15 protein-coding genes are annotated in these 15,496 nt (G+C 64.5%); 4 read left to right on the top strand and 11 right to left on the bottom strand.

The features are described from left to right. Positions 1 to 24: 24 nt before the first annotated feature. The 3 genes from JQK88_RS31380 to JQK88_RS31370 all read left to right on the top strand — a co-directional run bounded on the left by JQK88_RS31380 (position 25) and on the right by JQK88_RS31370 (position 3,634). Positions 25 to 906, top strand: a complete 882-nt coding sequence (locus JQK88_RS31380) for a LysR family transcriptional regulator (protein ID WP_192252482.1) — start codon at positions 25 to 27, stop codon at positions 904 to 906. 137 nt (positions 907 to 1,043) lie between these two features. Continuing rightward, positions 1,044 to 1,484 carry a phospholipase A2 family protein gene (locus JQK88_RS31375; protein WP_203280519.1) on the top strand — a complete coding sequence of 147 codons (441 nt, stop codon included), beginning with the start codon at positions 1,044 to 1,046 and terminating at the stop codon, positions 1,482 to 1,484. Then, positions 1,481 to 3,634 (top strand): phospholipase D-like domain-containing protein, encoded by a 2,154-nt coding sequence (locus JQK88_RS31370; protein ID WP_203280518.1) that lies wholly within the window; start codon positions 1,481 to 1,483, stop codon positions 3,632 to 3,634. Before JQK88_RS31375 ends, JQK88_RS31370 begins: the two co-directional genes overlap by 4 nt. A gap of 20 nt (positions 3,635 to 3,654) precedes the next feature. Here the strand turns inward: JQK88_RS31370 and JQK88_RS31365 are convergent, their stop codons facing one another. From JQK88_RS31365 to rsfS, 10 genes are all read right to left on the bottom strand, one after another. Continuing rightward, positions 3,655 to 4,137, bottom strand: a complete 483-nt coding sequence (locus JQK88_RS31365) for a GNAT family N-acetyltransferase (RefSeq protein WP_203280517.1) — start codon at positions 4,135 to 4,137, stop codon at positions 3,655 to 3,657. Then, positions 4,134 to 4,415 (bottom strand): type II toxin-antitoxin system TacA family antitoxin, encoded by a 282-nt coding sequence (locus tag JQK88_RS31360; protein ID WP_203280516.1) that lies wholly within the window; start codon positions 4,413 to 4,415, stop codon positions 4,134 to 4,136. The genes JQK88_RS31365 and JQK88_RS31360 overlap by 4 nt, the downstream gene beginning before the upstream one ends. A gap of 72 nt (positions 4,416 to 4,487) precedes the next feature. Further along, positions 4,488 to 5,744 carry a D-amino acid dehydrogenase gene (locus JQK88_RS31355; RefSeq protein ID WP_203280515.1) on the bottom strand — a complete coding sequence of 419 codons (1,257 nt, stop codon included), beginning with the start codon at positions 5,742 to 5,744 and terminating at the stop codon, positions 4,488 to 4,490. A gap of 99 nt (positions 5,745 to 5,843) precedes the next feature. Then, complete coding sequence (alr, locus tag JQK88_RS31350; RefSeq protein WP_203280514.1) at positions 5,844 to 6,971, bottom strand: alanine racemase; 1,128 nt, start codon at positions 6,969 to 6,971, stop codon at positions 5,844 to 5,846. Between the two features lie 295 nt (positions 6,972 to 7,266). Further along, on the bottom strand, positions 7,267 to 7,779 hold the full coding sequence (locus JQK88_RS31345) for an RNA pyrophosphohydrolase (protein WP_192252497.1): 513 nt from the start codon (positions 7,777 to 7,779) through the stop codon (positions 7,267 to 7,269). Between the two features lie 31 nt (positions 7,780 to 7,810). Beyond that, positions 7,811 to 8,989 carry a divergent polysaccharide deacetylase family protein gene (locus tag JQK88_RS31340; RefSeq protein ID WP_203280513.1) on the bottom strand — a complete coding sequence of 393 codons (1,179 nt, stop codon included), beginning with the start codon at positions 8,987 to 8,989 and terminating at the stop codon, positions 7,811 to 7,813. A gap of 186 nt (positions 8,990 to 9,175) precedes the next feature. Beyond that, positions 9,176 to 10,501: a S41 family peptidase gene (locus tag JQK88_RS31335; RefSeq protein WP_192252503.1), complete on the bottom strand. Its 1,326-nt coding sequence runs from the start codon at positions 10,499 to 10,501 to the stop codon at positions 9,176 to 9,178. Position 10,502: 1 nt separating this feature from the next. Continuing rightward, positions 10,503 to 11,846, bottom strand: a complete 1,344-nt coding sequence (locus JQK88_RS31330) for a murein hydrolase activator EnvC family protein (RefSeq protein WP_203280512.1) — start codon at positions 11,844 to 11,846, stop codon at positions 10,503 to 10,505. Positions 11,847 to 11,969: 123 nt separating this feature from the next. After that, positions 11,970 to 12,452, bottom strand: coding sequence for a 23S rRNA (pseudouridine(1915)-N(3))-methyltransferase RlmH (gene rlmH / locus JQK88_RS31325; RefSeq protein WP_192252509.1), 483 nt, complete (start codon positions 12,450 to 12,452; stop codon positions 11,970 to 11,972). Positions 12,453 to 12,479: 27 nt separating this feature from the next. Beyond that, positions 12,480 to 12,857, bottom strand: a complete 378-nt coding sequence (gene rsfS / locus JQK88_RS31320; protein WP_112559829.1) for a ribosome silencing factor — start codon at positions 12,855 to 12,857, stop codon at positions 12,480 to 12,482. Between the two features lie 242 nt (positions 12,858 to 13,099). Here rsfS and JQK88_RS31315 point away from each other — a divergent pair, with 242 nt between their 5' ends. Further along, on the top strand, positions 13,100 to 13,954 hold the full coding sequence (locus tag JQK88_RS31315) for a mechanosensitive ion channel family protein (protein WP_203280511.1): 855 nt from the start codon (positions 13,100 to 13,102) through the stop codon (positions 13,952 to 13,954). Between the two features lie 71 nt (positions 13,955 to 14,025). Here JQK88_RS31315 and JQK88_RS31310 read toward each other — a convergent pair whose 3' ends face one another. Then, complete coding sequence (locus JQK88_RS31310; protein ID WP_203280510.1) at positions 14,026 to 15,309, bottom strand: MFS transporter; 1,284 nt, start codon at positions 15,307 to 15,309, stop codon at positions 14,026 to 14,028. Positions 15,310 to 15,496 lie beyond the last annotated feature (187 nt).

The following is a 15,496-nucleotide window of genomic DNA, read 5'->3' as shown; positions in this document are numbered from 1 at the left end:
TCGCCACTAAATCGGGCCATCCGCATGAACTGGGATGACGTCCGCATCTTCCTCGCAGTGGCCCGCGCTGGCCAGATCCTCGGTGCCGCCAAGCGCCTCGAGCTCAACCACGCCACCGTCTCACGCCGCATCGCGGCGCTCGAGGATGCGCTGCGCACAAAGCTCTTTCGCCGGCTCACCACCGGCAGCGAGCTGACGCCGGCCGGCGAGCGGTTTCTCGACATTGCCGAGCGCATGGAGGGCGACATGATCGCCGCACGCTCGACCGTGTCGGGCGAAGGCGACGACATTTCCGGCACGGTGCGCATCGGCGCGCCCGACGGGTTCGGCGTCGCCTTCCTCGCCACGCGTCTCGGTGCGCTGACGGCGCTGCACCGCGAACTGACCATCCAGCTGGTGCCGGTGCCGCGTTCCTTCTCGCTGTCACGGCGCGAGGCCGACATCGCCATCACCGTCGAGCGGCCGAGCGAAGGCAGGCTGGTGGCGGGAAAGCTGGTCGACTACACGCTCGGCCTGTTTGCCTCGCGCGCCTATGTTGAGGCACATGGCCTGCCGCGGACATCAGCGGAACTTAGCCAGCACACGCTGATCGGCTATGTGCCGGACCTCATCGTCAGCCCGTCACTCGACTATGCCGCCGAGTTCAGCCCGGACTGGCGCACCAGCTTTGCCATTTCCTCGGCCCTCGGCCAGGCCGAGGCGGTGCGCTCCGGCGCCGGCATTGGCATCCTGCACACCTTCGTCGCCCGCTCGATGCCGGAGCTGATCCCCGTCGACATCGTGGCGCCGATCCGCCGCGCCTACTGGCTGGTCTATCATGAATCGGTTCGCCCTCTCCGCCGCGTGCAGATCGTCGCCAACTTCATCACCAAGGCGGTGGAGCGGGAGCGCGGGCTGTTCGTGTAGGCTATCGCCTTTCCCCTGCCATAAAATCCCCTTCCCTTGCCACGGAATCAGTGAGTGTGGCATCAGGCGCAGGATTTTGCCGCTGGTACGGTGGAGCGCCGGGTGGCACATTTTTCGGAAAGCTGGCGCGAATAACAATGCGAGCCGTTCTTGCCATCCTCCTGCTGGCCTGGCTTTCGGCCTGCGCCAACCCATGGACCAAGGTTCCGGAAGCTGAACTGCCCAAGCCGATCCGCACCGCAATGGCTCGCCCCTCGCCTTTCGTCTTCGGCAATTATTGCGGCCCGGGCACCCGCACCGGCGACCTCTCGGCCCGGCCGGTCGACCGGCTCGACAGCGCCTGCCAGATCCATGACGCCTGCTACATTGCGCGGCGCAACCATTGCGCCTGCGACGGCGCTTTGGTCGCCTCGGCAAAGGCAATCCGCGACGACAGGACGGCGCCGAAAAAGATGCGCGGCGAGGCCGAGCTTTTGATCGCCACCTTTGCGCTTCCCGTCTGCAAGGTCTTTCCGCAAGGCTTCCTGCCACCCCGCGACCCGGCCGAGCTGAAAACCATGAACGGGGCGGCGGGATGAACCGCGCCACTTGCCTGGCCATTGCCGGGCTGGCGCTTATGGCGCTGGCCGCATGCGCCGGTCCGCTTAAACATAGCTGCGATTTCTTCCCTGGTAACGAGGACTGCGCGCGGCCCTCGCTGTCGGCCGACGCGCCAGGACCGCAAGTCGCTGCCACGCAGTTTTTCGGCGATGCCGGCACCGGCGACTACGAAAGGCAGTTTCTGGCGCTGCTCGCCAACAACCAGATCGGCGCCATGGACAGGGCGAACGGCACCGGTCCGTTCGGCCATGACCGCCACGCCATCGCCAACCGCGATTTCCAGGCAACCTACCGGACACTGGGACGACTGGCGAAGCCGGTTGGCGCGGGGCAGATGCCGGCAGCGAGCGGCACGGCTGGCGAAGGCCATTTTGCCGGCCGCTGGCGGGTGTCGCGGCAGACGCTCTATATCGACGCCGCTGCCCGGCCCTCCGCGCCCAAGACGTTCAGCTTCTCCGGCCTGCAGGCGCGCTCGGTCGAGATCGTGCTGCGCCAGTCGGGAAAGCTGCCTGTCGACATATCGGGCGCCTGCGACGGCGCGCTGGCGATCCGCGCCGTCGGCGGTTCGCGCACCGTGGCGAGCGGCGCCGCACTCCGGCTCCGCCTGTCGGCCGGGCAAACCGCCAGCCTGTTCCCGAGCGATGGTCTTAACCGCTGCAGTCTCAAGGTCAGTTCCAGTCTGGCCCCGGCGGGGACGCCACTCACCATCCTGCGCGAAGAGGTCGCGTATCCGGCGATTACCGCGCTCGACAGCCGCTATGAGCGCTGTCCGGTGCCCGATCCCTCCGGGCTGGAGGAGCTCGACCGTGTCTTCTATGCTGGCCGCTGGCTGTCGCAGACCTGCTCACTGCCGCTGGGGTCACCGCGCCTTCTGCGCAAATCGCGCGACGGCTTCAACGCCAAGGTCGTGGCGTTGCTCGGCGCGCCGCTGCCCGACAGCGCCTTCGACAAGGCCGATCCCGAACTGCCGCTCGACTTCTCGCTCGCGCCGAGACTCAAGCTGATCTATCTGTCGTCGCTGGAATTCAAGGCTGATTTTTCCGGCCGCGTCCTCGAACGGCTGATCCGCCACCACGCAGCCCTCGGCACCAAGGTGCGCATCATGGTGACCGACGTGCTGGAGCGCGACAAGGACGACGCCCTACTGCACCGGCTGGCGGCCGACTACCCCAATGTCGAGTTGCAGGAATACCGCTGGCGGGCCGACCAAGGCGCGCCGATCGACGAGCAGCTGTCGCAACTACACAAGACCCACCACGTCAAGATGCTGGCGACGCTGGCCGAAAATCCCACCCGCTCGCGCGTCATCATCGGCGGCCGCAACGTCCATGACGGCTTCCTGTTCCATAAGCCGATCGACCTGTCGCGCTATCCCAACCTGGAGCAATACGGCAAGACCGACGGCTTCTCGCTGAACTACTATTCGAACTGGAGCGATTTCGACATCGAGTTCGCCGACCCGGCAACGGTCGAGATATTGGCTGCGCACCTCTCGACCTTGTGGCTGCGCGACGCCGACACCAACATTATCAGGCCTTTTTCCATTCCAGTGCGCACCGACGGCCGGCGCCCACCAGGCACGGTGCGCCATTTCATCTCCGTGCCCTATGAGGACAACCACGCGCTGGAGACCTATTTCGTCGAACTGATCGACACCGCCCAGCATCACATCGAAATCGTCAATCCCTACCTCAATCTGACGCCGAAGCTCAGCCTGGCTATCGAGCGGGCACTGGCGCGTGGTGTCAGGATCGACATTATCGGCCGCATCGACCTCAAGGGCGACATTGGCGGCAAGTTGCTGACCGCGCTCAACAAGCTGTTCGTCGAGAAATATGGCGACCGCATCAACATCCGCGAATTCAAGGCGCCCGATGTCGTGCTGCATTCCAAGATCATGATGATCGACGAAAGGCTGGTGACGATCTCGTCGGTCAACCTCAACAACCGCAGCTTCTTCCACGACCTGGAGAACGGCATGATGGTGCTCGACCCCGCCTTCTACACCAGAATGAAACCGGTCTACGACGACTATGTCGCCCATTCGAACCCGGTATCGACCAAGGTGACGATACCCTGGGCCTACCGGTGGCTGTTCTCGAAAGGCTGGGTGAAGGAAGCGTTCTAGACCCGGGAAACGTCCGGCCTCTACGTCGAAGCTTTCAGTGAAAGAACGAGCGTCATCGGATTGTTGGGGGAGGCAGCAAACCCGTAATGTTCATGGAAGCCCTTCGCTTCTTCGGATATGGCGTGAACCAAAAGTCCCCGAACCCCGAGAATGGCCGCCGCCTGGGCCGCACGCAAGGCGGCATCTTGCAGGAGCGCGGCGCCAAGACCCGTGCCTTGCCAGCGCTGATCGACGGCGAGACGACCAAGGACCGCAACCGGTATTGGATCGGGCATATTGCGGCGGATGGATCCCGGCGCGTCGGCGAGATCTAGTCCGCCGGAGGAAAGGCAATAGTATCCGACGACACGCCCCTCCAGCGCCACAACATAGGTTCGGGACGCCCCGTTGACCTGATTGGCGCGCGCCCGTCGGCGAAGCCATTGATCAAGGCTGGCAGTACCACTTTGAAAGAGTTCGAGATCGTGCGCCTCAGTCAGCAACGTTGGCGCCGACAGCGTCATTTCTGCCAAGGCTTCGGAGCGTTCATCAGCCGGTCAAAGCCTTCGCCGCTCGGCGGTCGGTCCAGAATGGCCAGATAGTGCCGATAGCTGTCGGCGTCGACCTTGACGAGTGCCTGATCAAGCAAAGTGTCCTCTGCGGCGCGGTATGCCGCGTCGATCATGAAGTCCGAACGGGTCTTGCCGCGCAGCTTCGCAGCCCGGTCAATCAGATTGCGGACGTCTTCACGGATGCGCAGATTAATGGGCTTGGCGCGAGTCTCGGGGGTCTTTGTGGCCATGATGGGTTCCCTTGTCTCGCCATCATAACATAAGCGCATACACACTGTGTATCTTTTTCGCTTGCCCCATCCCTACCGCAAATACCGCTCCGGCCCCAGCTCCCGCACATCGATATCAGGCACCTTGCTGGAGATGATGTCGGACAGCACCTTGGCCGAGCCGCAGGCCATGGTCCAGCCGAGCGTACCGTGGCCAGTGTTGAGATACAGATTGGAGAACTCGGTGCGGCCGATCAGCGGCGGCCCATCCGGCGTCATCGGCCGCAGCCCGCACCAGAACGACGCCGCCTTGAGGTCGCCGCCATCCGGGAACAGATCGCCGACCGAATGTTCGAGCGTGCGCCGGCGCGATTCATGCAGCCTGAGGTCGAAGCCGGAAATCTCTGCCGTGCCGCCGACGCGGATGCGGTCGCCGAGCCTGGTGATCGCCACCTTGTAGGTTTCGTCCATCACCGTCGATACCGGTGCAGCCGCCGCCTCCTTGATCGGCACGGTGATCGAGTAACCCTTGACCGGATAGACCGGGATCGGACGCCTGAGCAGTCGCATGAAGCGCGCCGAATAGCTGCCCAGCGCCAGCACGTAGGCGTCGGCCGCGCGCGAGCGCTGGTCGGTGCCGAAGCTGACGATGCGATTGCGGTTCTTGGTGAAGCGCCTAATCTGCGTGCCATATTCGAAGGTGACGCCACGCGCCACGCAGAGCTCGGCCAATCTGTCGGTGAACATCTTGCAGTCGCCGGTTTCGTCGCCGGGCAGCCTGAGGCCGCCGACGAACTTTTCCCGCACGCCGGCCAGCGCCGGCTCGGCTGCGATGCAGCCATCGGGATCGAGCAACTCATAGGGCACGCCGTATTTCTTCAACACCTCGACATCGCCGCCGGTGCCGTCGAGCTGCTTTTGCGTGCGAAACAGCTGCAGCGTGCCTTTGGTCCGCTCGTCATAAGCGATGCCGGTCGCCTCGCGCAGCGCCTTCAGCGTGTCGCGGCTGTATTCGGCGAGCGGCACCATGCGCGCCTTGTTGATGGCGTAGCGATCGGCGGTGCAGTTGCGCAGCGTCTTGAGCAGCCACGTCCACATGTAAGGATCGAAGGCCGGTCGCACGACCAGCGGGCCATGCTTCATCAACAGCCATTTGATCGCTTTCAGCGGAATGCCGGGACCGGCCCAGGGCGAGGCGTAGCCGGGCGAAACCTCGCCGGCATTGGCGAAGCTGGTTTCCAGCGCCGGCCCTTTCTGGCGGTCGAACACCGTGACCTCGTGGCCGGCCTCGGCGAGATAATAGGCTGTGGTGACCCCGATAACGCCGCCGCCCAACACGAAGATCTTCATCGCATCACTCTCCACGACGACATCTTATCCGAGCCCGAAGCCGTCGCCTCCTGTCTGCCGGATTTTGCCGCGTCCGCCAAGGGGCGGCGTGTCGCGCCTCTATTCGTTGATGTAGCGGCGATGAAAGCGCGGGCCGAGGCTGGTCAGGATTTCATAGCCGATGGTGCCGGCGTGGCCGGCCGCATCGTCGACGCTTTGTGACGGACCCAGCAGCTCGACGAGGTCGCCCTCGCGCAAGCGGCCGGCCGGCAGCGCCGAGATGTCGAGGGTGATCGAATCCATCGACACCCGTCCGACAAAGGGCAGCCTGACACCTTCGAACCAGGCGGCCGATGCGGCGCGCCGGTGCCAGCCATCGGCATAGCCGAGCGAGATCGTCGCTGCGCGCAAGGGACCACTGGCCAGGAAGGCATGGCCGTAGCCGACGCCCGCACCCTTTTCGATGCTGCGCGTCTGGATGATCTTTGCCTCGAGCCGCACCACCGGCAGCATCGGGTTCGCCTCGCTTGGCGTCGGGTTGATGCCGTAGAGTGCTGCACCTGGGCGGGCGAGGTCGTACCGATAGCGCGGCCCGAGAAAGATGCCGGAGGAATTGTCGAGCGACGCCGGCGCCTTGGGCAGCATTTTGCGCAACCGTTCGAATTCCATGAGTTGCGCATCATTGGCCGCATTGGTGGGTTCGTCGGCACGGGCCAGATGGCTCATGACCAGGACAACGTCGACGCCGGCGAAGGCATCGGCCGCAAGCGCCTCGACCTCCGCAGGCGCCATCCCCAGCCGTGACATGCCGCTATCGACCTGAACGGCCGCCTTGAGCTTGCGGCCGGCCTTTCGGCCGGCCTCGCTCCATGCCTTCAGTTGCCCGGCGCTGTTGATGACGGGCACAAGATCCGCCGCTATCGCTTCCGGCTCGGAGCCCGGCGGCAGCCCGTTCAGCACATGGATCGCTGGCTGCGGCCCGAGTGTCTCGCGCAGCGCGACACCCTCAGTGAGATGCGCGACAAAGAAGATGTCGCAGCCCTCGGCAACCAGCGCCGCCGCCACATGGCGCGCGCCGAGCCCGTAACCGTTGGCCTTGACGACGCCGGCGCAGCGCACGCTGCCGAGCTTCGCCTTCAGCCGCCGGTAATTCTCCCGGACCGCGCCGAGATCGATGGTCAGGATCGCGCCTGCGGCGGCCTCGGTGATCGTATCGGATTGTGGCAAAGACGCCTTCGCTTCAGTCATGGCAGACACATGGAGGTCGGCGCCGCCCCTCGTTGTCCTGCCGGACATTTCTCCCCGTATAGGGACGGGGAGAAAGGGCTGGCCTCAACGCCCGCTCTCTTCTTGCGACGCTGGAGATTGGCGAAATCGCCGACGACATCGCCCCTCTCCCCGTCCCTATACGGGGAGAGGATGGCGGCAGCCAGGTGAGGGGCAGCGCCAACGCAGCGCTAGGGGGCGATTGCCGGGCGTCGTCCATGCTTCAACCAATAAAGCATGGATTTCTTACCATGCGAACCTGGCTGCTCAAATCCGCCTACGCGAGATGCCGGAATGCCGCCACCACATCCTCATAGACCTTGCGCTTGAACGGCACGATCAGGTCGGGCAGGTCCTGCATCGGCCGCCAGGCCCATTCATCGAATTCGGCGGCATGGCCGCCGGGCGGCGGATTGATCTGGATCTCGCTGGTCTCGCCGTAAAAGCGGTAGGCGAACCATTTCTGCGTCTGGCCACGATAGCGGCCCTTGAAGGCGATGCCGACCAGATCGGCCGGCAGATCGTAATTGATCCAGTGCGGCGCCTCGGCCAGCAGCGTGACCGAGCGCATGCCGGTCTCCTCATAGAGCTCGCGCCCGGCCGCCTGCAGCGGCTCCTCGCCCTTGTCGATGCCGCCTTGCGGCATCTGCCAGAGTTGCTTCGTGCCGGCAAATTCGCTGTCCGGCTCGGCGATGCGATGGCCGACCCAGACCATCCCGTCGCCATTGAGGATCATCAGTCCGACGCAGGGGCGGTAGGGCAGCGTCTCGGGATCGATCTTTTTAGCCATCAGTCAGGTCCAGCCGTTTCGGGAGTTCGCGCTAATTTTTTTCCGGGTCGATGGCCACCGCCGAGATCGGCACGATCTCGATGCCGCGCTTTTTCGCCTCGAGCACCCATGCCGCAACCGTGTCGACGGTGAGATCGAAGGCCGAGCCGATGCCGACGGCGGAGCCTTTGGCGCGCGCTGTGGCTTCCAGCGCGTCGAGCTTTTTCAGGATAGCTCCGCGATCCTGCACGGCATCGATCGCCATATCGCCGGCGACAAACGGCACGCCGTCCTTCAAAGCGAGATCGGGCGCCAGGCTCCGCGCGGACGAGCCGTCGTCGATATAGGCAAGGCCGCGTTTGCCTAGCTCGGCCATGAACGGTCCCATCGCCGTCGCGTCGGCGGAAAAGCGCGCGCCCATATAGTTCATGACCCCGGTATAATTGGTGGTCCGCGACAGCGCCCAGCGCAGGCTCTTCAGGTTGTCGTCCGGGCTCGCCGCCACCGTCAGCGTGTTGCGGCCGGGGTTGACGTTGGGATAGTCGAACGGTTCGAGCGGCACCTGCATGACCACCTCATGCCCGCTTTGCCGTGCCGCCTGCATCCAGCGGCCGATGCTGTTGCCTTGCGGCGCAAAGGCTAGCGTCACTTCCGCCGGCAGCTTGGCGATCGCGGCCTGGGTGCCGGTCTGCGACACCGCAAGCCCACCGATGACAATCGCCACGCGGGCGCCGCGTGAGCCCGACCATGGCCGCGCATAGACGTCGAACGGCCGCCTGCCGTCGGCGGCGCGTACCGGCAGCGGGCCGGTGTCGCTGGCCTCGATCAGCGCCTTGTCAGGAATATGTGCGATCTTCAGATTCTGACCGATCGTCGACGGGTCATGGATGACGATGGCCGCATTCGCCGGACCGTCGCCCTCCTGGGTCTGCACATGAATGATCTGCGGCCCGGCTGCCTTGGGCGGCGTTTCCGCCTTCGGCGCCGCGGGCTCGGCAGTCGGTGCCGCCGCGGCAGGCTCCGCCGCCGCCGTCACCTTCGGCGTCGAGACCGCCGCCTGTTCGGGCTTGCGGAACGGCTTTTCGCGAAGCGCGATCGCGCCGGAGATGCCGAGCGCGGCCAGGACGACCAGCGTCGTCGCGACAGTACGGGCGCTCAACCCGCGCGACGCAGCGCGCGGCCGGACGGTCTGTCCGAGCGGGCGTTCTATGTCCTTGCCGATGTCAGCCAAGCCGTATCCCCGGGGAGCATGATCAGCGAAACCTTTTCGCCATGCGCAGATCCAAAACTGATGGCGCGTCCTCGGCGCCTTTTGAGGCACCGCTCTCCAGCCACTGCCTCCGAATCAAACTGCCGGAACCTTGCGGTCCCGGCAGCATTGCATGCTTCGATCAGGCAGCCAGAGCCGCCTGTCGACTTACTGGTTGAGCACGGCCTTCTCCGGATTCGGCGGGAACGCCGGATCGGTCTTCTGGCCGCGCAGCAACTGTTCGGCGTAGATGAGCTGCAGATCGTCCTTCGGATCCGGCGGCACATAGGCAGCCGAGCCCGAACCGGTATCGCTCTCGTCGGCGCCCTTGATGTGGCCCTTGAGGTCCGATTCGCCACGCGTCAGGTCCCTGCCCTGCAGTTCGGGCGGCAGCGGCTGGTCGACCTTGATGTCGGGCGTAATGCCTTTGCCCTGGATCGACTTGCCGGACGGCGTGTAATAAAGCGCCGTCGTCAGACGCAGCGCGCCGTTCTCGCCAAGCGGGATGATGGTCTGCACCGAGCCCTTGCCGAAGGACTGCGTGCCGACCACGGTGGCGCGGCGCAGGTCCTGCAGCGCGCCGGCAACGATTTCCGAAGCACTGGCCGAACCGCCATTGACCAGAACGATCAGCGGCTTGGCGCCGATGTCGTCGCCTGCCTTGGCGTCGAAGCGGGTGACATCCTTCGGGTCGCGGCCGCGGGTCGAGACAATCTCGCCACGGTCGAGGAAGGCGTCGGACACGCTCACCGCCTGGTCTAGCAGACCGCCCGGGTTGAGGCGCAGATCGAGCACATAGCCCTTGAGCTTGTCGTTCGGCACCTGCTTCTTGATGGTGTCGATAGCGTTCTCGAGGTCGTCATAGGTCTTTTCGGTGAAGGAGGTGATCTTCATGTAGCCGATGTCGTTCTCGACCCGGAACTTGACCGCCTTGACCTTGATGATGTCGCGCACAACCGTCAGCTCGATCGGCTTGTCGGCGCCCTGGCGCAGGATGGTGAGCTTGATCGGCGTGTTGACCAGGCCGCGCATCTTCTCGACCGCGTCGTTCAGCGTCAGGCCGCGAACCTCTTCGCCGTCGATCTTGGCGATATAGTCGCCGGCCAGCACGCCTGCCTTGGCGGCCGGTGTGTCGTCGATCGGCGTGATCACCTTGACCAGGTCGTTCTCCATGGTGACCTCGATGCCGAGGCCGCCGAACTCACCCTTGGTCTGCACGCGCATGTCCTGCGCCTGCTCGGCATTCATGTAGGACGAGTGCGGATCGAGCGAAGCGAGCATGCCGTTGATGGCGTTTTCGACCAGCGACTTGTCGTCCGGCGGCGTCACATACTGCGCCCGCACGCGCTCGAAGATGTCGCCGAAGATCGCCAGTTGCTTGTAGGTTTCGGAGCCTGCAGCGTTCGCCGTCGAGCCGGGCGCGCCATAGACCAGGCTCATCGCTGACGCGCCCATCAGCGCACCGGCAATAAGAAGCGACAGTTTCCGCATCATTTCACGTCCTTCCAGAGAAGCGGTCCGCCCACCATGGGGTCGGATCGACGGGTTTTCCATCCTTGCGGAACTCGACGTAGAGTTCCGGCGTGGCATTTCCATTCTTCGAGGCCGAGGTGCTTGCCACCCGGGCCTCTCCCATCGCGCCGACCGGCTCTCCTGCGAGCACCGACTGGCCAGACGCGACGCTGATTCTGCTCATCCCCGCCAGGACGACATGATAGCCGTCTCCCGCATTGAGGATCAAGAGTTGACCATAGGAGCGAAAAGGCCCCGCATAAAGCACATTTCCGTCCGCCGGTGCTGTGACGATGGCTCCCGATTGTGTCGCAACCATGTCGCCAAGCATCACCGCGCCGTTACCGTCATCGGTCCCGAAACGGCGCTTGATCTTGCCGGTGACCGGCAGCGCGACCTGGCCCTGAAGCGCCGAAAACGGCGCCGATGCAGTGAGACGGTTGCCTTCCGGCACCGGCAGTGACGCCAGTTCCGTCGACGCGGTGGTATCCGCGTCCGGCTTGTCGCCGTCAGCCGCCTTCTGCTCGCCTGCCTTAACTGCATCGGCCGCCTTGCGGCTCTTGTCGGCCTCGAGCGAGGCGATCAGTTCCTTCAGGCTGCCGGCCTTGGCCGCAAGCGCCTGGGAGCGCTGCTTTTCCGCCACCATTGCGGTCCAGGTGTCCGCCTCGAGCTTCTGCTTGGCTTCGAGCAGCATGGAGAGGCGTTTCTTTTCCGCCGTCTGCTCGCCGACCGCCGCCGTCAGCCGGGTCCGCTCGGCCTCGATCGAGGCCGTTACCCGCGTCTGTTCCTTGAGGTCGGCCAGCAATTTGTCGGTCTGCTGGCGCAGTTCCGGCACCACCGCGCCGAGCAGGATGGCGCTGCGCACCGACGACAGCGCGTCTTCCGGCTTGACCAGGATCGCCGGCGGCGGATTGAGCCCCATTCGCTGCAACGCGCCCAGCACTTCAGCCAGCACGTCGCGCCGTGCCGCCAGCGAGCCGCGGATCTTCTGTTCCTCGCCCTTCAGCCCCTCCAGCCTGGCGCCGATATCCTCGATGTCCTGGCCGAGCTTCTGCTCGGTCATCGCCGACTGGATCAGCGCCGCGGTGATCGAAGCATGGTCCTTCTTGACCGCCGCAATGTCGGCGGCAAGCTTGGCCAGCCGTTCGGACGACAGCGTGATCTCGGCCGACACCTTCTCATATTCGGCCCGGCTCTGGTCCGGATCGGGCGCCACGTCGAGCGTGTTTTCGGCCCGCACAAGGCCGAGCGACAGCAAAACCACGGCTGCAGCGATGCCGCAGCGTGCGTGCCAGAAGCCCGTTCCTGATTTCCCGTTGTCAGCCATTGAAGCCCGACTCTATGCGTGGCTTCGTTAACGAACCATCAACCATGATCGAAACCGAAGCCTAGCATAAGACAGCCGCGCATTGGGGCGGAAATCGGTATGACGGTGATTGCGTCCACCGGTTTACGACCGATGGTACGGATGGCCCGAGAGAATTGTCGCCGCGCGATAAAGCTGCTCGCCCAGCATGACGCGCACCAGCTGGTGCGGCCAGGTCGCCGCGCCGAACGACAGCACCAGATCGGCTTGATCGCGCAGCGGCTGGTCGTGTCCGTCGGCACCGCCAATGGCGATCACCAGCGCCTTGCGGCCGCCATCGCGCAGCTGGCCGATGCGGCCGGCGAAATCGTCTGAGGACAGGTTTTTGCCGCGCTCGTCGAGCAGGAATAGCGCCGTGCCCGGCTGCAGCTGCGCCTGCAGCTTCTGGCTTTCCTCGCGGCGGCGCTCATTGGCATTCTGCGCGCGTCCCTCGGCAATCTCGGTGACACCAGAGAATTCGAGCCCGATCGCCGGGCCGCTCTTGGCGAAACGCTCGAAATAGCGGTCGGCGAGTTCTCTCTCGGGGCCGGTCTTCATCCGGCCCACGGCATGAACGAATACTTTCATCCCGCCTCTATAAGCCGCGCGAGCGGCTTAGTGGAGGGTCTCTTCCTCGAGATCCGGCGCCTGCCACATCTTTTCAAGATTGTAGAATTCGCGGACTTCGGGGCGGAAGACGTGGACGATGATGTCGCCTGAATCGATCAGGACCCAGTCGGCGCCGGACAACCCCTCGACGCGCGCCATGCCGAGGCCGGCATCCTTGAGCGCCTTGAGGAGATGGTCGGCGACAGCCGAGACATGACGGTGCGATCGACCCGACGCGACAACCATATAGTCGCCGAGGCTCGATTTCCCCTGAATGTCGATTGAGACAATATTTTCGGCCTTGGAGTCTTCCAGACTGGCAAGGACTGTCTTGATGGCACGGGACACGGCGTCGTCTACGCTGATCCTGGCCGGCGAAGGCACGATGTCGGCCTTCTTCCGCAGTGCTGTTCTCAGTGTATTTCCTTTCGCAGCAAGAACAACCAAATCACCCATGAAATCAGGTGACACCCCATAGATAGGCAGAGTTCCGTTGCAGTTTCAAGACGCAGGCCCTGCCGGCGCGAACGTTGCACCCCCTTTCCGGTTCCAGAGATCTTCAAAAAAATCGGAACCCATGGCGTCCACAGCGGTTATCGACGCACCCCCCAACCGGAATTTCTCTGATGCCCATCGACCCCCAAAACACGCTTCTCACCGTGCAGGCCGGCCTTGCGCAACTGAGCACCCTGATCGTTTCCTATTCCTTCTCTGCCATCGGCGCCGTCATCCTGCTGGTTGTCGGCTACCTCGTTGCCGGTCTCGCCGAACGCTCGATCTCAGCCGGGCTCGGCCATATCCATGGCTTCGACGCGACGCTGCGCCATTTCTTCTCCAAGATCGTCCGCTACGCCATCCTGATCCTGGTCGTCATCATGGTGCTCGGCCAGTTCGGCGTGCAGACGGCCTCGATCATTGCCGCCATCGGCGCCATCGGCCTGGCCATCGGACTGGCGCTGCAAGGCACGCTGCAGAACATCGCCGCCGGCATCATGCTTCTGGCGCTCAGGCCATTCCGCATCGGCGAATATGTCGAGGTCGGCGCCATTGCCGGAACCATCGAGGAAATCGGCCTGTTCGCCACCAAGCTTCGCACGACAGACGGTGTCTACGTGCTGGCGCCGAATTCCACCTTGTGGAACCAGCCTGTCCGTAATTTCACCCGCAACGGCGTGCGCCGCAGCGACATCACGCTGACCATTGGCTCCTGGAACGACATCGACCTGGCGCAGAAGACGATGCTGGGCGTTGCCGGCGCCGAGCGCCGCATCAAGCGCGAGCCGGCGCCGATTGCCTTTGTCGCCACCGTCGGCGATGCCACCGTCGCCATCACCTTGCGCTACTGGACATCGGCGGCGGATTTCTTTGCCACCCAGATCGATCTCACCAAGCGCGTCAAGCAGGCGTTCGATGCCGAGGCCATCTCGGTTCCGGCGCCGCCGCCGGAGGCCCGGCAGGAGGCTTCCGCCACCCGACAGTAGATCTGTGGAACTGGTCATTTGCTTCAGCAATATCTGACGGAAAACCGCTTCACACTTTTCCTGGAATTGCTTTAGCGCTGCTCATCCGGGGCGTAGGCGAGCTCCACCGGCAGCGGCGCCTGCGCCGACATCGGCGCGAAACTGCCGGTCTCCGTGGCGGGGACGGCGCGCGTCGTCGCCACCCGCCACAGCACGAACAGGCAGAAGCCCGTGGCGATGACGATCGCCACATAGATGAAGGCCTGCGTTCCATAGACAGCCGACAGCGCCGTCACGATGCCCGGCACGATGAAACCAGACAGCGACCAGGCAAACAGCAGCGAACTCGACAACGCCACCATGTCGTCCTTGCCGGCGCGGTCGGCGGCATGCGCGCTGGCCAGCGAATAGATCGATTCCGACGCGCCGTCCCAGATCACGTAGATCACCACCAGCACCGCCAGCGCGCCGCCGTCGAAGCCGATGGCGAACAGGCCGGCGACGATGGCGAGTGCTGCAGCGCCGGCCAGCACGTAGCGGCGGTCGGTACGGTCGGAAATCCAACCGAGCGGGATCTGCAGGATCAGCGTGCCGACGGGCATGGCCGAAAGCAGCAGCGCCACTTCGGCTTGGCTGTAGCCCTTGGCCGTCGCATGGATCGGCGCAAAGCCCGAAATCGCCATCGACAGACCGCCGACGGCCAACATGCCGGCCACGCCGACCGGTGAGATTCGCCAGGCGCGCCCAAGCGCCACCGAGGCCGCGCGAGGTGGTGGCGGTTGAGCTAGACGGGTCATCCCCACCGGCAGGATCGACACCGCGGTGAAGGCAATGCCGATCAGCGGCGCCTGCGCCGACGCGATGTCGACCGCCGCAAGCAGGGCATAGCCAACGCCGAGCCCGGCGACATAGGCGACATAAAACACCGCCATCACCCGGCCGCGAATGGCGTTGGCTACGGCATCGTTGAGCCAGCTCTGGGCAACGATGAACAGGCCGCATATGGCAAAGCCGTAAAGCGCGCGCGCCGCGATCCACAGCAGCGGATAGGTGCCGGCGCCGATGGCCGCGTTGGAGAGCGCAATCAGCGCCGACAGCACCATGAACGCGCGCGCATGTCCGACCCGGCGCACCAGCGGCCCGGTCAGGATGCAGCCGGCAAGGCCACCGGCCGACAGGCCGGTGATGATCAGCCCGGCCCATGTCGGATCGAAATGCTCCACACCGAGCCGGACCGGGATATAGGCAAACATCAACCCATTGCCGACCGCAATAAGCGCCATCGACACGACGACACTGGCAATGGCGATCACCGGCGCCGGCGAGGCGCCATGGTCCGGGTCGATGTGGGTCTTGGTATTAGCGAGAGTGGCCATACGGAGGGAGCATCGCCTACGCAGCAGCAAAAGGCCGCCGTAAAAGCGACATCGGCGATCTTTTCCTTCTCCCCTTGTGGGAGAAGGTGTCGCCGAAGGCGACGGATGAGCAACCGTGTTTCAGATTGAAGCTGGGCTCCAGGGTTTGTTGTCTCGGACCATGGCGTTGAGGGTTGTGATGAGCTTT

Source organism: Mesorhizobium caraganae (assembly GCF_016836705.1).
Taxonomy (GTDB): Bacteria; Pseudomonadota; Alphaproteobacteria; order Rhizobiales; family Rhizobiaceae; genus Mesorhizobium; species Mesorhizobium caraganae.
This window is presented reverse-complemented; position numbering and strand designations above follow the sequence as displayed.

Coding starts and splice junctions, on each gene's coding strand:
- JQK88_RS31380 (WP_192252482.1), top strand. CDS start 25: ATGAACTGGGATGACGTCCGCATCTTCCTCGCAGTGGCCCGCGCTGGC.
- JQK88_RS31375 (WP_203280519.1), top strand. CDS start 1,044: ATGCGAGCCGTTCTTGCCATCCTCCTGCTGGCCTGGCTTTCGGCCTGC.
- JQK88_RS31370 (WP_203280518.1), top strand. CDS start 1,481: ATGAACCGCGCCACTTGCCTGGCCATTGCCGGGCTGGCGCTTATGGCG.
- JQK88_RS31365 (WP_203280517.1), bottom strand. CDS start 4,137: ATGACGCTGTCGGCGCCAACGTTGCTGACTGAGGCGCACGATCTCGAA.
- JQK88_RS31360 (WP_203280516.1), bottom strand. CDS start 4,415: ATGGCCACAAAGACCCCCGAGACTCGCGCCAAGCCCATTAATCTGCGC.
- JQK88_RS31355 (WP_203280515.1), bottom strand. CDS start 5,744: ATGAAGATCTTCGTGTTGGGCGGCGGCGTTATCGGGGTCACCACAGCC.
- alr (WP_203280514.1), bottom strand. CDS start 6,971: ATGACTGAAGCGAAGGCGTCTTTGCCACAATCCGATACGATCACCGAG.
- JQK88_RS31345 (WP_192252497.1), bottom strand. CDS start 7,779: ATGGCTAAAAAGATCGATCCCGAGACGCTGCCCTACCGCCCCTGCGTC.
- JQK88_RS31335 (WP_192252503.1), bottom strand. CDS start 10,501: ATGATGCGGAAACTGTCGCTTCTTATTGCCGGTGCGCTGATGGGCGCG.
- JQK88_RS31330 (WP_203280512.1), bottom strand. CDS start 11,846: ATGGCTGACAACGGGAAATCAGGAACGGGCTTCTGGCACGCACGCTGC.
- rlmH (WP_192252509.1), bottom strand. CDS start 12,452: ATGAAAGTATTCGTTCATGCCGTGGGCCGGATGAAGACCGGCCCCGAG.
- JQK88_RS31315 (WP_203280511.1), top strand. CDS start 13,100: ATGCCCATCGACCCCCAAAACACGCTTCTCACCGTGCAGGCCGGCCTT.
- JQK88_RS31310 (WP_203280510.1), bottom strand. CDS start 15,309: ATGGCCACTCTCGCTAATACCAAGACCCACATCGACCCGGACCATGGC.